This is a genomic window from Corynebacterium sp. ZY180755, from assembly GCF_054331495.1.
In genome coordinates, this window is the sequence record NZ_CM135811.1 from 1,424,099 (window position 1) to 1,438,345 (window position 14,247).

The 14,247-nt window shown below is 53.8% G+C and carries 15 protein-coding genes; 2 read left to right on the forward strand and 13 right to left on the reverse strand.

The features are described from left to right. Positions 1-21 precede the first annotated feature (21 nt). Together ACXM2N_RS06555 and ACXM2N_RS06560 are read left to right on the forward strand one after the other, a co-directional pair. Positions 22-546 (forward strand): YbjN domain-containing protein, encoded by a 525-nt coding sequence (locus tag ACXM2N_RS06555; RefSeq protein WP_458487078.1) that lies wholly within the window; start codon positions 22-24, stop codon positions 544-546. Next, positions 539-976, forward strand: a complete 438-nt coding sequence (locus tag ACXM2N_RS06560; protein ID WP_458487080.1) for a hypothetical protein — start codon at positions 539-541, stop codon at positions 974-976. Before ACXM2N_RS06555 ends, ACXM2N_RS06560 begins: the two co-directional genes overlap by 8 nt. A 292-nt stretch (positions 977-1,268) precedes the next feature. Here ACXM2N_RS06560 and ACXM2N_RS06565 read toward each other — a convergent pair whose 3' ends face one another. From ACXM2N_RS06565 to alaS, 13 genes are all read right to left on the reverse strand, one after another. Then, positions 1,269-2,120 (reverse strand): PPK2 family polyphosphate kinase, encoded by an 852-nt coding sequence (locus ACXM2N_RS06565; RefSeq protein ID WP_458487082.1) that lies wholly within the window; start codon positions 2,118-2,120, stop codon positions 1,269-1,271. A gap of 61 nt (positions 2,121-2,181) precedes the next feature. Further along, positions 2,182-2,784, reverse strand: coding sequence for a transcription antitermination factor NusB (nusB, locus tag ACXM2N_RS06570; RefSeq protein ID WP_458487084.1), 603 nt, complete (start codon positions 2,782-2,784; stop codon positions 2,182-2,184). Position 2,785: 1 nt separating this feature from the next. Further along, entirely contained in the window at positions 2,786-3,349 is a 564-nt protein-coding gene (gene efp / locus ACXM2N_RS06575) for an elongation factor P (RefSeq protein WP_458487086.1), read from the reverse strand. Positions 3,350-3,444: 95 nt separating this feature from the next. Beyond that, entirely contained in the window at positions 3,445-4,539 is a 1,095-nt protein-coding gene (locus tag ACXM2N_RS06580; protein ID WP_458487088.1) for a M24 family metallopeptidase, read from the reverse strand. 59 nt (positions 4,540-4,598) lie between these two features. Continuing rightward, positions 4,599-5,027: a type II 3-dehydroquinate dehydratase gene (gene aroQ, locus ACXM2N_RS06585; RefSeq protein WP_458487090.1), complete on the reverse strand. Its 429-nt coding sequence runs from the start codon at positions 5,025-5,027 to the stop codon at positions 4,599-4,601. 11 nt (positions 5,028-5,038) lie between these two features. Next, on the reverse strand, positions 5,039-6,109 hold the full coding sequence (aroB, locus tag ACXM2N_RS06590; protein ID WP_458487092.1) for a 3-dehydroquinate synthase: 1,071 nt from the start codon (positions 6,107-6,109) through the stop codon (positions 5,039-5,041). 32 nt (positions 6,110-6,141) lie between these two features. Then, positions 6,142-6,672 (reverse strand): shikimate kinase, encoded by a 531-nt coding sequence (locus ACXM2N_RS06595; protein ID WP_458491052.1) that lies wholly within the window; start codon positions 6,670-6,672, stop codon positions 6,142-6,144. 121 nt (positions 6,673-6,793) lie between these two features. Next, complete coding sequence (aroC, locus tag ACXM2N_RS06600; protein ID WP_458487094.1) at positions 6,794-8,005, reverse strand: chorismate synthase; 1,212 nt, start codon at positions 8,003-8,005, stop codon at positions 6,794-6,796. A 120-nt stretch (positions 8,006-8,125) separates the two neighbouring features. Next, on the reverse strand, positions 8,126-8,536 hold the full coding sequence (locus tag ACXM2N_RS06605) for a prepilin peptidase (RefSeq protein WP_458487096.1): 411 nt from the start codon (positions 8,534-8,536) through the stop codon (positions 8,126-8,128). Between the two features lie 146 nt (positions 8,537-8,682). Further along, on the reverse strand, positions 8,683-9,510 hold the full coding sequence (locus ACXM2N_RS06610) for a shikimate dehydrogenase (RefSeq protein ID WP_458487098.1): 828 nt from the start codon (positions 9,508-9,510) through the stop codon (positions 8,683-8,685). Positions 9,511-9,578: 68 nt separating this feature from the next. Continuing rightward, positions 9,579-10,730 (reverse strand): endolytic transglycosylase MltG, encoded by a 1,152-nt coding sequence (gene mltG, locus ACXM2N_RS06615; protein ID WP_458491054.1) that lies wholly within the window; start codon positions 10,728-10,730, stop codon positions 9,579-9,581. Positions 10,731-10,905: 175 nt separating this feature from the next. Further along, positions 10,906-11,421 (reverse strand): Holliday junction resolvase RuvX, encoded by a 516-nt coding sequence (gene ruvX / locus ACXM2N_RS06620; RefSeq protein WP_458487100.1) that lies wholly within the window; start codon positions 11,419-11,421, stop codon positions 10,906-10,908. Further along, positions 11,421-14,087 (reverse strand): alanine--tRNA ligase, encoded by a 2,667-nt coding sequence (alaS, locus tag ACXM2N_RS06625; RefSeq protein ID WP_458487102.1) that lies wholly within the window; start codon positions 14,085-14,087, stop codon positions 11,421-11,423. The genes ruvX and alaS overlap by 1 nt, the downstream gene beginning before the upstream one ends. Positions 14,088-14,247: the final 160 nt, after the last annotated feature.

Below are 14,247 nucleotides of genomic sequence, written 5' to 3' on the forward strand. Positions count from 1 at the left end.
ACTATCCAAGGAACGATACCAATGACTCAACCACCGGTTGACGAAAATTTTCAGCAAAGACAAACCGATTACGGCCCAGTTACCGTAGACCGCATTGCAGCAATCTTGCACGATGAAGGTCTGGAGCATGTGGTGGAAACAATCGAAGTCCCAGCTGAGCACTCCCCCACAGGCAACGCCGAACACCGCGAAATTGCTCGCACGGGCTTTATCAACCAATCAATCATCTTCACCGTTGAGGATGACTACTTAATCTCCACCTCCCTGTGGCGCGGCCATGCCAGCACCGAGTTTGCTGCACGAGCTCTTGCTATGACCAACGAGTGGAACCTCAATCAAATCCTGCCAGGTGCACACTTCTACGAGAATGCCAGCGGACAACTGGAATTCGCCGCCCGTCGCACTCTTCGCTGCCGCGACGGGTTGAGCACCAACCAGCTAGGTGCCTTCATCGTCTCAACCATTGACGCCTACGTATCCATCTGGAACCACTACGAGGTTTCATGGCCAGAACTGAAGAACTGGGAGGACCCAAATAATGACTAACAGCACACTTGGCCCTAACCTTGTCACTATCGAGCGACTCGCTCAGGTAATGAAGCAGTTTAACGTTGAACTCGACATTCTCAACGCAGAATCTGGCGTAGCCGCGGCAAACCTCAACGGAACTCAGTGCATGTTCGCGGTCCTTCACTCTGTGCTGATCGTTCGAGGTGAAAGGCCAACCACCTCCCCGTCACTCGATGCGGACCCCACTTACTACATGGCGTGTAACGAAGTAAATGGGGGCACTATGTACGCCACGGCAGTAATCATGGACAAGGGCCCAAACTTAGCCACCCGCGCCGAAGTCGAATCCTCCATCGTTGCAGGCATGACTGATACGCAACTAGCAGAAACAACTGCCCGGGCTATCGATAATGTTCTAGCTACACTAGACCGGATTGACGTGGTACAAAAGGAACTAGCTCAATAAAAAAGCTTCTCCCAAGTACCTCAGCAGCTCGCAGAATAATCTGCGAGCTGCTTTCCGATGCGAAGCATATACCAACTTTTTAGCTACAGATTTAGCCCGTATTCCGGTATTGTCGCCGAAAACCTGTGGCCTCTCAGCATCCAGTCAATTGCAGAAAGCCTCATGGATTCCCACACCAATGTTGCCCGCACACATGCATCATCGCGCAGCTTGGTGGCTCAAGTATTGGGAATATCGCCCCAGGAGTGCAGCCTGGCCTTCGGCAATGTTGCTGCCGAAGTTTGCCTCGAAACTACTTAAGCTTCTCTAGCTCTTTCTTTTGTTCCTCAACATCAAAGTCCGCTTTAGGCCATGCAAGGTTCATGGCACGGAGAGTCTCCAGCAATAGGTGCTTCACCACCATGCGAGCGTATTTCTTGTTGTCTCCTGGAATGACATACCACGGCGCCTCATCTGTTGAAGTTTCAGCGATAGCAATCTGGTAAGCCTGCTGATACTCGTCCCATTTCCTTCGAGCATCTAGATCGGACGGATCGTATTTCCAGAACTTGTCCTCGCGTTCAAGGCGTTCGGTGAGGTTATCGTACTGAAAATCCTTAGAGATGTGCAGCATCACCTTAATGATGTGGGCCCCAGAGTCGACGAGATCCTTTTCAAACTCGCGGATCTGCTGGTAGCGCGTTTCAATTTCTTCCAGTGGTGCCAGTTCTTCAACTCGAGCGATTAACACATCTTCGTAGTGGGAGCGATCAAAGACACCAATGAAACCGTTGCTAGGCAGTTGCTTCTTGATACGCCAGAGAAAATCATGCCGAAGTTCCTCCTCAGTTGGTGCACCAAACGCAGCAAGATGAACACCCTGTGGGTCTAATGCACCAACAACGTGGCGAATGACGCCACCCTTGCCGGAGGTATCCATTCCTTGGAGAATCAGTAAAACGGAGCCCACCTCATTGCCTGCACGGAAATTTGCGTAGAGTTTTTCCTGCAGCTCTTCAAGCTCATCGTCGATCTCAGCGAAGGCTTGGTCTAAATCCTTCTTTCCCCCAGTAAAACCCGGCGTTTCGGTTGGATCTACCTCGGAGAGTTGGAAACTTGAGCCAGCCTTCAACGCTAAGGCGTCCGTTATATCAAAACTACTCATGTGTGCCCATAGTAGTGAAAAAGGCCCAACACCATGGTGCTGGGCCGATCAGGACGATAAGTTACTCTTCCTCGTCCACTTCCTCAAACTCGATGTCCTCTGCCGACAGAAGCTCATCCAAACCGGAATCGTCTTGTTCAAGATTCTCAGGTGAGATCAGGCCATCGGACTCTGCATCGATTTCCGGCGCGGATTCACGCAGGGCATCAATGTTGTTCAAGATGGCGTCAAGAACCGCATTGATGTACTTAGGTGAATCATCAGTGGAGTACTCCGATGCAATCTCCACGGCATCAACGAGTGCAGTCTTGAGCGGCACGTCCTCATTGAAGAGCATCTCCCACACAGCCACGCGGAGAATCGCGCGGTCCACGTTAGCAATGCGTTCGAGAGGCCAGGTCGGATCAAGATGAACGCTGATGGTCTGGTCAATGCGATCGAGTTCAGCCGCCACACCCTCAACGATGACAGTGGTGTATGCGTTTACCGGAGCTACCGCGTTATCATCCACGCGGGACAACTCAATACGATCTGCAACTACTGCTACAGGGTCAACGTCACGCTGTTCTGCTTCAAAAATTACGTCTACAGCACGACGGCGCGCCTTGTACCGGGAGCCGTGACGCTTGTAATCGACTCCGCTAGATTTCCTGCTTGCGTTCACGTTAGCTGTTTACGCGAGAGAGGTAGGAGCCATCGCGGGTGTCTACCTTAAGAACGTTGCCGGTCTCAATGAAGAGTGGAACCTGGATCTCGGCGCCAGTCTCAAGGGTTGCTGGCTTGGTTCCACCGGTGGAGCGGTCACCCTGCAGGCCAGGATCAGTGTGCTGGACCTTGAGATCCATGGAGATTGGCAGCTCAGCGAACAGTGGCTCACCGTCATGGAAAGAAACCTGAACGGTGGTGTTCTCTAGCAGGAAGCGTGCGGCGTCGCCAAAGAGGTGCTCCTCAAGCTCAATCTGCTCGTAGGTCTTCTCATCCATGACAACGTAGGAGGTGCCGTCGTGGTAAAGGTAAGTCATGTCGCGGCGGTCAACGGTTGCAGTCTCAACCTTGACGCCAGCGTTGAAGGTCTTGTCGGTAACCTTGCCGGAGACAACGTCCTTCAGCTTGGTACGTACGAAAGCTGGGCCCTTGCCAGGCTTGACGTGCTGGAACTCGATAATCTGCTGCAGCTTGTTATCGATCTTGAGAACGAGACCGTTCTTGAAATCAGTGGTAGATGCCACGGGTAAATCTCCCTTGTGGGTATCGAATAAATGGTTACCAAAAATAAGCGTGTTGATTCTAGCAAACACACCCGCCATGACGCATTTTCGCCATGCTAGCCAATGATGGTGAGATCCTTGCTCAGTGCCGTCATGTTCTCCGGTGCACCTGCAGTGATGATGAGAGAATCTTCAATGCGTACGCCACCCTTTTCTGGAACATAAATGCCTGGCTCGATCGTTAGCGTCATGCCTTCAACGAGCTCACCAACGCCCGTCTTGGCAGCGCCCGGTGCCTCGTGCACGTCCAACCCTAATCCATGCCCCGTGGAGTGGACGAAGTAGTCTCCGTAGCCGGCTTTGGTGATGATGTCTCGGCATGCCGCGTCAACATCGGCGAGCTTGGCACCTGGCACAGCTGCTTCGACACCAGCTAGCTGCGCCTTAAGAACGATGTTGTAAATCTCTGCCGCAAAATCGGTTGCTTCACCCATTACGAAGGTACGAGTGGTGTCAGAGTTGTAACCGGCAAGGTGAGCACCGAAATCAATGGTGACTAAGTCACCATGTTCAATGACACGGTTGCTCGCACCGTGGTGTGGCTTCGCAGAATTAGGACCAGAAGCAACAATCGTGTCGAAGGACACGCGCTCAGAGCCAGCCTTGCGCATCCGGTATTCAAGATCGGCAGCAACCTCGCTCTCAGTGCGGCCTACAGCTAGTTCTCCCGCCGCGATCAAGTCAGCTAAGGCATTGTTTGCAAGCGTTGCGACCTCACGCAAGCGATCCTTTTCAAAGTCATCCTTGATCAAGCGGAGCTCTTCAATGACACCGGAAACCGGTACCAGCTGCACGTCCTCATTCAAGGCCTCCTGCAGCTTCTTTAACTCGGCTACGGAAACGTAATCGGCCTCGAAACCAACGCGCGCTGGTCTCTCAATTCGGCGCAGCAGCTCAGGTGCACACGACCGAGCTTCAACGCACTCAATGTCCGGAACCTCTGAGGCGATCTGAGTGGTGTATCGGCCATCAGTGGAAATGGTGGCTGACAAATCCTTAGAGATGGTCAATGCAGCGTTGGATCCAGAAAAACCGGAAAAGTACCGCACATGGGTCAGGTGGGTAATCAGCATGGTGTCTACCCGCTGTGCGGCCAGCTTTGACGCGAGCGCCCTTCGACGCGTCTCAAATCGGGTATCAGACAAAGCCATAGCTTGTACTCCTTAGTTATTCCTGTGGGTATTCCAAGGAACAAGGATACATATGAAACCTAGGATGCGAAGTACTCCAAGGCCAGTAGGTAACCCTTGATTCCTAGTCCTGCTATGACACCGCGCGCGATGGGGGAAAGATAGCTGTGGTGGCGGAACTCTTCACGCGCGTGCACATTGGAAATATGAACCTCCACAAAACCTGCACCGTCCGATACTTCGGCCAAGGCATCACGCAGGGCAACGGAGGTATGCGTGAAACCACCTGGATTAATAATCACGGGCCACCCATTATCCGCAGCTTCATGCACCCATTCAATGAGTTCACCTTCATGATTGGACTGCTTGCAGTCCACGGTGACAGACAAGGCTTCAGCCTTGTTTTTGATCATGGATTCGACGTCGGCAAGCGTAGTTGAACCGTATACTTCCGGCTGGCGCTTACCCAGCCGATTAAGGTTGGGGCCGTTGAGAACAAGAATATGCATGGGGTGTTTCCTTAAGCGCTAATAGCCTCATAGGCCGCGCGGATCTCGGCGTCATTGGCGTCCTCAATACGAGTTGGGTCGCCCACAGAGTTGATAGCAACAAAACGAATGTGGCCACCCTTATTCTTCTTGTCCACCGTCATAGCAGAATACAGCTCTTCAAAATGCCCACCCTCGTAATCGATAGGCAACCCAACGGAGGAAATGATCTCACGGTGACGCTTGAGAAGATCCTCATCAATCAAACCGCGGGCATGGGAAAGAGCGGCAATGAACATCATGCCCACCGCTACTGCATGGCCGTGGCGCCACGTGTAGTTTTCACGGAGCTCAATGGCATGCCCAAAAGTGTGTCCGTAATTGAGGATCTCACGCAATCCGGATTCCTTGAGATCAACTCCAACCACTGCTGCTTTCACCGTTACGGAACGAGCAATCAGCTCCGGCAGGTGCCCCGAAGGCTCCAAACACGCCGCGGGATCTGCCTCATAAAGTTCAAGAATCTTAGGATCTTGGATAAAACCGGTCTTGATGATCTCAGCAGATCCCGCAATGATCTCTTCCTTGGGCAGTGTCTCAAGGAAGTCCAAATCAATAAACACCCCGGCTGGCTCGTGGAATGCACCCACTAGGTTCTTGCCGGCTGCGGTATTAATTCCGGTCTTTCCTCCTACCGCAGCGTCAACCATTGCCAGCAAAGTCGTTGGTATTTGGATGACCTTAACACCTCGCATCCACGACGCTGCGATGAACCCCGCCAAGTCCGTGGCCGCGCCACCACCGAGCCCGATGACGATATCGGAACGCGAGAACTTAAGCTCTCCTAGCTTGTCCCAAGCTGCACCACACACGTCGAGGGTCTTGCCATGCTCTGCATCGGGTACTACGTGGATATGGGCTTCCAGCGACTCGCTGGAAAGCAGCTGCGCCAAATTACGGGCGTAATGCTCCACCGTTGGCTGGGTTACAATCAAGGCTTTGCGGGCTGACAGCGCAGAGGCGAAAGATGCCACCTTCTGCCCTAGGTTCTTGTCAATGACAACATCGTATGGGGATGCTCCATTAACGTTGATTGTGGTCACAGCTTGCTCCTTTACGGAAAGACGATGTGTGGTTAAACGCCGGTTTCTAAGAACCCTAGAATGTCTGCAACAACCTTCTGAGGGCTCTTGTTATCGGTTCGCGCACGGAATTTGGATACCTCCTTGTACAGAGGCTTACGCTTCTCCACCAGCTGGCGGTAATGCTCCACTGGGTCTGCTGCGGCTAATACTGGTCGTGTTGCTTCGGCCGCAGTACGTTTTGCCCCCTCCTCGGGCGAAACGTCCACCCACACAACGGTGTGGTTCTTAAGCTTCTCGCGGGTGGAATCGGTGAGGACCGCTCCTCCACCCAGACTTACTACTCCCCGAGATTCGAGAGCCTTTGCCACCTGCTCTGCTTCTAATTCTCGAAAAGCTGGCTCACCGAGGGTAGAGAAGACTTCGCCGCAGCTCTTGCCCTCCGATTCCTCGATCAGCGCGTCTGAATCGACCAATTCCGTGTGCAGCGCACTCGATAGACGACGTCCGATGGTTGACTTTCCCGCTCCTGGCGGGCCAACCAAGACCACGACCGGCTTACGCCGGCGTTTGGGTGCCACCATAGCCTCTGCTGGGTCCTCAGCCACTACAGCGTTTTCAGTAAGCTCTGCAGCCTCAGGGGTACTAGCTGCAGTTGCGAACCTTTCCTCCGCAATCATTCCAAGCAACCTTTCAGGGTATGAGTTACTCGTTATCGAAGTCGAGCTTAGACTCAACGTACTCAAAATATGAAGCTACATTGCGCTTTGTCTCAGCGAGGTTATCCCCACCGAACTTTGCCAGCACAGCTCGCGCCAGCACCAGGGCAACCATAGATTCTGCCACCACAGCGGCAGCTGGAACTGCACACACATCTGAGCGTTGGTGAATGCCCGTAGCGGCCTTACCTGTGGCCATGTCAACAGTCTTGAGCGCACGCGGGACCGTGGAGATTGGTTTCATAGCTGCGCGAACGCGGAGGGTTTCTCCGTTGGTCATGCCGCCCTCTACACCGCCAGCACGGTTGCTTAGGCGGGTGATCCTGTCGCCTTTCCGAACAATCTCATCATGGGCCTCGGAACCGCGTCGACGGGCCTCCTCGAAACCGTCACCAATTTCGACTCCCTTGATAGCTTGAATACCCATCACAGCAGCAGCCAACTGGGAGTCCAAGCGGTCATCACCAGATACGTGCGATCCTAAGCCGATTGGCAGGCCGTGCACGAGCACCTCAACGATGCCACCAAGGGTGTCACCCTGCTTCTTGGCGGACTCAATCTCAGCAATCATGGATGCCTCAGCATCCTTGTTGAACGCGCGAACTGGTGACTCATCGATAGCACCAACGTCAGCGAACGTTGGGTCCTCAGACTCGAAAACCTCAGAACGCCCGATGGAGATCACGTGAGACAGCACCTCAACGCCGAGAGTCTCACGCAAGAAGCTACGCGCCACTGTGCCTGCTGCGACGCGCGCCGCAGTCTCACGGGCTGATGAACGCTCGAGAACTGGGCGAGCCTCATCAAAGTCATACTTGACCATGCCTGAGAAGTCAGCATGGCCTGGGCGCGGACGAGTGAGCTTGGCACCGCGACCAGAATTCATGGCGGCAGCTGTTTCCTCATCCTCCATGTCCACTGGGTCCGCGGACATGATAGTGGTCCATTTTGGCCACTCGGTGTTACCAACCATGATTGCGATCGGGCTGCCCAAGGTCAATCCGTGGCGAACTCCGCCGAGTAAGGTGACCTCATCAGCCTCAAACTTCATTCGAGCGCCACGGCCGTAACCAAGGCGGCGGCGAGCAAGCTGGGAGGAAATTTCTTCACGAGTTACGGGAACGCCAGCCGGCATGTGCTCAATCATGGCAACAAGTGCCTGGCCGTGCGACTCCCCTGCGGTAGTCCAACGAAGCATGATCGCAATTATTCCATGAACTTCACAAAATTCTCCTATTTAACCGAGAAATGGCGTACCCCCATGAAAAATAATCTTCGCTAAATCCAAAAATTCAGGAGTGTGACAACAATTAAGGGGCTACATCAGTGAGGTAGCGAGGATGGCTACCGCGGCAATCATCATATGCGGGCCGTGCGCGACTGTTTCGCGGCCACTTACAATGGCGCACACACTCAGCACATTCGCTAAAGCAATAGCCCCCAGTACGCCAAATATCCCAGCCGTTGAGGCTAGCGCGCCAGTACTGAGCGCTAATTTCACGTCACCACCACCTATCTTCACCCCTACGTGCCACATCACGAGGTATAGGACCGGCCATAGTATGAGTGCAAAGAAATGGATTGGATTTCCCATTGCCGCTAAGAGCGCCCCTGTCGCCATTGTGGCTAGGAAGATCAAACTGTTGGGAAGGCGAAACTGGGTGTAGTCGTAATAGCTCAGAACGAGGTAAGTTGCCACGATAACGAGCATGAGAAAGTATGCAATCATCTTCTGTGCCTTAGAGATTGCGCCCCGTTACAGTAAACGTCGCCCAAGTAACTTTGTGAGCGAAAGCTACCTTGGACTACAGCCAGTTTAACTATCCAATCAGACCTTCGTCACTCGTTATTAGCCAGGTCTGTGTATACCCCACCTTAGAGCGAGGATTCCAGAGCTTCTCGCATAGCGGTGCGTGGCGCTGGAATACCGGTGAACTGCTCGAATTGACTATACGCTTGACACGCCAGCATGACGTGGCCACCTACGCTCGAAAAACCATTCTCTCGAGCGATCAGGGTAAGCGGCGTTGGCCACGGGTCATAGATCACATCGAAGACGGGGGCGTGAGCGAAGCATTTTTCAAATCCCGCGATCACGGCGGATGGAACAGTGGAAATGATCACGTCCGCGCGCTGACATACGGATTCGATGACTTCGTGATCATCATAATTGTGCATGACAAAGGCTGCGCCGTTTCTCGAAGCCAGACCAACTAATTCCTCGTATTTGTCTGAACGATTAAACACAGTAATGTCCCCAGATTGGAGCTCACCCAACGCCCATAGTGCTGGGCGAGCAGTTCCTCCACCGCCAATGACAACGGCACTGAATCCTTCCGGAAGCCCATGAGGAAACAGCTCCGCTAGGGCGCCAAGTACACCTTCACAGTCAGTGTTATCAGCTGTCCATCCCGATTCGGTGCGAACGAGGGTGTTCGCGGCTCCGATGAGGCTCGCCCTCTCGCTTACAGAATCCGCAAACTCAAGAGCTGCAAACTTGGCTGGCATAGTGACGGAAAAACCAGCGTAAGACTCATCAGCCTCGCCCACAACCTTAGGGAGCAACTCAGCATCACACTCGATAGCCACATATTGCCATCCCTTTAATCCTGCTGCTTCGTATCCAGCGTTGTGGAGGATTGGTGAGAGTGAGTGCTCGATGGGACTGCCTAGGACTGCAGCACGGTGCGTAACGGAGCTCATAACAATTCTTCTTCCTAAACTGACGACACCCCAACCGGTCATGGTTGGGGTGCTTGTGTCTGACATCTTTAGCGGTTGGAGTCCAGAACTCCGTTGTTGATGGATTCCTGAGTAGCGTTCTGATGCTCTTCGAAGGTGTTGGTGAATACCGTACGACCGTCCTTATCAACGGTGACGAAGAAGAGCCATTCTCCTTCCGCAGGGTTTTCCAGCGCCTCAATAGCACGCATCGATGCAGCAGAAATTGGGGTATCCGGCAAGCCGTCCTTTGCGTAGGTGTTCCACGGGGTCACACGTTCGCGGTCCTCATCCCTAGTAGCTACCTCAACGTCCTTAAGACCGTAGTTCACGGTGGAGTCAAACTCTAAGCGCATAGGCTGATCAAGACGATTGAGGATCACACGTGCCACCTTGTCGAAGTCATCGTACGGTGCTTCGCGCTCAACAAGGGACGCAGCGGTAACCAGCTCATACGGGGAAAGCCCTACTGCCTGCGAACGGTTCTCAATGTCAGTGGAAGCAAACTTTTCAGCAGAACGGGTAATCAGATCACGAAGGATCTCTTCTGCACCAGCTCCTGGATCCACTACGTACTGGCCTGGGATAATCATGCCCTCTAGACGCTTAGGATCGTTTCCGCGGGCCTTAATTGCTTCCACAGCCCACGCCGGAACACCAAGGCTTGCTGGATCAGCGGTTCCACCAACTCGCTGCAGTTCCTCTGCGCTAACGCAGTTTACTGAGCCGTCTCCACACGTAACATTGCTGATCTGGGAGTAGATGCCAAGGCGGGTGTCGCCGCCGACTACCACCACGTCCATGAGGGTGGAGCCACCCTGGATATCGAGCATGTCTACCTGATTTGCTGGGTTAAGAAGAGCTTCAACAGCAGACTGTGCGCTCATTTCCTCCTGCAGGCGGTAGAAACCAGGCTTAACGCTGCCCGCGTTAGGGTTGGAAAACGCTGCGCTCTGGAAAGCGTTATTGGAGCCCACGATTCCCCGCTCTGCGAGTTCAGGACCAAGCTCAGACAGGGAGGAACCCTCTGGAATCTCAACCAACTGGATCACTCCGTTGCCGCTTCCTTCGTAATCAGACGGGGTGCGGTTTGCCAGAGATATGCCAATGTAGATTACGGCACCAACAATCAAAACAAGGGCAGCTATTAGGACAGCGAGCCCTCGTTGGCGTCGCTTTACATACTTGGATTCCATCCGCATCAGTGTGTAAACCTTTCGGACCAGCACGCCCCGGAAAGGCTGGGGGCAGGCGGCCACTCGAACTAAATAGAGTCCGTTTAAGCGTACCCGAGGCTGAGCTTCTAACAGTGAAATCGACCTACGAAACGCCGCAAAAAATGAGAAAAAGGGGCTCATTGCCCCTTTGACTTACTGTTTATTCACCATTCAAGGCCTCGAGGTAGTTGTTTCTACCATCAAGCCACGACTGAAGAATTTCCACCGCTGCTATCTGATCAATAACCTTACGGCCGTCTTTTTCGCTAACACCAGACGCCCTTAATGCCTGCGTTGCCACGACGGTGGTCAAGCGTTCATCAGCGTACTTTACCGGCACTTCCCGGCCAAGCTTCGCCATTCTTCTACCAATACGGAACCCAAAATCCTTCGCGTGTTTGACGCTCTTCGACCCATTAGCTTGGAGATCACGAGGAAGGCCAACGACGACCTCAACTACGTTGTACTCCTCAATAAGCTCACCAAGACGATCAATATCGGCCTTATCTGAATCCTTCAAACCGGTTTCTCGAGCAACCGTTTCCAGTGGCATGGCCATACGCGCGTCACTATCTGAAATTGATAGGCCCACGCGCACGGTGCCCACATCTACGCCTAGGCGGCGACCTCGCCCCGGGTCATTTACTCCCGGGGTATCGGGGGTTGGCTTAGCCATTAGAGTGCACGAAGGAGGTCTTCGACTGCGTTGAAACCGCGGTCGGCACCCGTCGCATCAGAGCCAGAACCCTGCGCCATGTCCGGCTTACCGCCACCACGGCCACCAACGTACTGACCAAAAGTCTTGACGATGTCGCCAGCTTTGACTCCACGAGCTACTGCAGCCTTGGTTGCCGCAGCGATGAATGGGAACTTATCGTCATTCTGGGATCCCAGAACAATCACCGCTTCCTGGTCTCCCATTCGTCCTCGAATATCCATAGCCATGGTTCGCAGGTCCCCGCCAGAAACGCCCGCTGGCAACGTGAGTGCAACTACTTGGAAACCGTTCACATCCTTTGCCTTGCTGACAAAGTCCGCAGTCTGCGCCGCAAGCTGCTGCTTGTGCAACGCAGCGATTTGCTTTTCTGCTTCCTTGAGCTTCTGCGTAAGCTGAGCGACGCGATCAGGAACTTGTTCAGAAGGAGCCTTGAGTGCCGTAGCTAGGCCTTCTACCAGCGCACGCTCCTTCGACAGGTAGCGGAAGGAATCGAGACCCGTGTACGCCTCGATACGACGAACACCAGAGCCTACGGAAGCCTCACCCAAGATAGTTACTGGACCAATCTGGGAAGAGTGAGCCACGTGAGTGCCACCGCACAGCTCCATGGAGAATGGGCCACCAATTTCAACCACACGGACCATGTCGCCGTAGTTCTCACCAAACAAGGCCATAGCTCCCATGGCCTTAGCTTCTTCAAGGGAAGTCTCAATGGTGTTAACGCGCCAGTCAGTATCCACGGCCTCATTAGTGATGGACTCAATTCGCTGCAGCTGCTCAGCAGTAAGCTGATCAGTCCAGTTGAAGTCAAAACGCAGATAACCCGGCTTGTTCATGGAGCCAGCCTGCACCGCAGTTGGCCCCAGAACATCGCGCAACGCAGCGTGGATCAAGTGAGTTGCGGTGTGCGCCTGGCGGGCAGCGTGGCGCCACTTACTGTCCACAGACGCCAGAACATTGTCTCCCACAGCAAGTCCACCAGACTCAACCGTTGCCTTGTGAACCCACAGCTTCTTACCAATCTTCTGTACGTCATTGATGCGCAGGACGGTATCACCCATGGTGATAAGGCCACGGTCACCGATCTGGCCACCGGACTCAGCGTAGAGCGGGGAAACGTCCAAGATGACTTCTACCTCGGAACCGGTGGTTGCCTCGTTCAGCAGCTCTCCGTCACCAAGCAGGCCCAGAACCTTAGCCTCAGTCTCAAGCTCTGTGTAGCCGGTAAACTCTGTCGGGTGTTCATCCACGAACTCGCGGTAGATGGACAGGTCCGCGTGACCGTGCTTCTTAGCCTGGGAGTCAGCCTTGGCGCGTGCGCGTTGCTCCGCCATCAGCTTGTCAAACCCCTCAGTATCAACCTCGAGGCCTGCCTCCGCGGCCATCTCCAGCGTGAGATCAATTGGGAAGCCGTAAGTATCGTGCAAAGCGAATGCCTTGGAACCGTCAACCACCTTTTTACCTGAGGATTTGATCTCGGACGCAGCTTCCTCAAAGAGAGCAGTACCAGATTCCAGAGTGCGTAGGAAAGTGTTTTCCTCGGTCACAGCAACACGCAGGATGCGCTCACGGTTTTCAGCGATTTCTGGGTAGGACGGGGTCATGGTGTCCATGATGGTATTCATGAATGTTTCCATCGTGGCACCGGTAGCCCCCAGAAGGCGGGCGGAACGGATGATACGGCGCAACAATCGACGCAGAATGTATCCACGGCCCTCATTGCCAGGGGTAACGCCATCCAGAATCAGCATCATGGCGGTACGGGAGTGGTCCGCGATTACACGGAAGCGGATGTCGTCTTCGTGCTTGGCACCGTATTTAGCTGAAGTGAGCTTCTGCGCTGCGTCAATAACTGGACGTAGCAAGTCAGTCTCGTACACATTGTCAACGTTCTGAAGGATGCAGGCGACGCGCTCAACACCCATACCGGTATCAATGTTCTTCTTTGGCAAGTCACCCACGATCTCGAAGTTGTCCTTGCCAATACCTGCCCCGCGCTCCTTCTCCATGAACACGAGGTTCCAGATCTCAAGGTAACGGGTGTCATCCTCGATTGGGCCACCCTCCTTGCCGTGCTTTGGGCCGCGGTCGTAGTAGATCTCAGAGCAAGGGCCGCACGGACCAGGAACACCCATGGACCAGTAGTTATCAGCCATGCCAAGACGCTGAATGCGCTCGGCTGGAACACCCACCACGTTTTCCCAGATGTCTGCTGCCTCGTCATCATCCAAGTAGACGGTTACCCACAGGCGCTCTGGATCGAGTCCGTAACCGCCGTCTTCCACGGAATTGGTCAGCAGCGCCCAAGCATTCTTGATGGCACCTTCCTTGAAGTACTGACCAAAGGAGAAGTTACCTGCCATCTGGAAGAAGGTGTTGTGGCGGGTAGTGATGCCCACCTCTTCAATGTCGAGCGTTCGGACGCACTTCTGGATTGAGGTAGCGGTACCGTTGGCAAAAGGTGGTGTCTGCTGACCCAAAAAGTAAGGCTTAAATGGAACCATGCCGGCGTTGACAAAAAGCAGGTTTGGATCATCAAGAATGAGGGAGGCACTTGGCACTGCCTCGTGACCTGCCTTTACAAAGTGGTTTGTAAAGCGTTCGCGGATCTCATGTGTCTGCACGGCTAGGGGGTCCTTAATGGCTCTGTAGAAATAGTTGCTATGGGAATAATAAGGGGTAAGTAGGCGTGGGCTAAAACCGACTCAGTAACTGGAGGTAGATGCCCTCGAAATTAAGCTACGCCCACCGCCACCGCGCATATACTCTACCCTCTTCCAGCTG

Excerpts from the sequence above, each read along its gene's own strand:
- ACXM2N_RS06610 (WP_458487098.1), bottom strand. The coding sequence starts at position 9,510 with ATGAGCTCCGTTACGCACCGTGCTGCAGTCCTAGGCAGTCCCATCGAG.
- ACXM2N_RS06555 (WP_458487078.1), top strand. The coding sequence starts at position 22 with ATGACTCAACCACCGGTTGACGAAAATTTTCAGCAAAGACAAACCGAT.
- ACXM2N_RS06580 (WP_458487088.1), bottom strand. The coding sequence starts at position 4,539 with ATGGCTTTGTCTGATACCCGATTTGAGACGCGTCGAAGGGCGCTCGCG.
- mltG (WP_458491054.1), bottom strand. The coding sequence starts at position 10,730 with ATGCGGATGGAATCCAAGTATGTAAAGCGACGCCAACGAGGGCTCGCT.
- ACXM2N_RS06605 (WP_458487096.1), bottom strand. The coding sequence starts at position 8,536 with ATGATTGCATACTTTCTCATGCTCGTTATCGTGGCAACTTACCTCGTT.
- ACXM2N_RS06595 (WP_458491052.1), bottom strand. The coding sequence starts at position 6,672 with ATGGTGGCACCCAAACGCCGGCGTAAGCCGGTCGTGGTCTTGGTTGGC.
- aroQ (WP_458487090.1), bottom strand. The coding sequence starts at position 5,027 with ATGCATATTCTTGTTCTCAACGGCCCCAACCTTAATCGGCTGGGTAAG.
- ruvX (WP_458487100.1), bottom strand. The coding sequence starts at position 11,421 with ATGGCTAAGCCAACCCCCGATACCCCGGGAGTAAATGACCCGGGGCGA.
- ACXM2N_RS06560 (WP_458487080.1), top strand. The coding sequence starts at position 539 with ATGACTAACAGCACACTTGGCCCTAACCTTGTCACTATCGAGCGACTC.
- ACXM2N_RS06565 (WP_458487082.1), bottom strand. The coding sequence starts at position 2,120 with ATGAGTAGTTTTGATATAACGGACGCCTTAGCGTTGAAGGCTGGCTCA.
- aroC (WP_458487094.1), bottom strand. The coding sequence starts at position 8,005 with ATGCTTCGTTGGACTACCGCAGGGGAGTCGCACGGCCAGGCACTTGTT.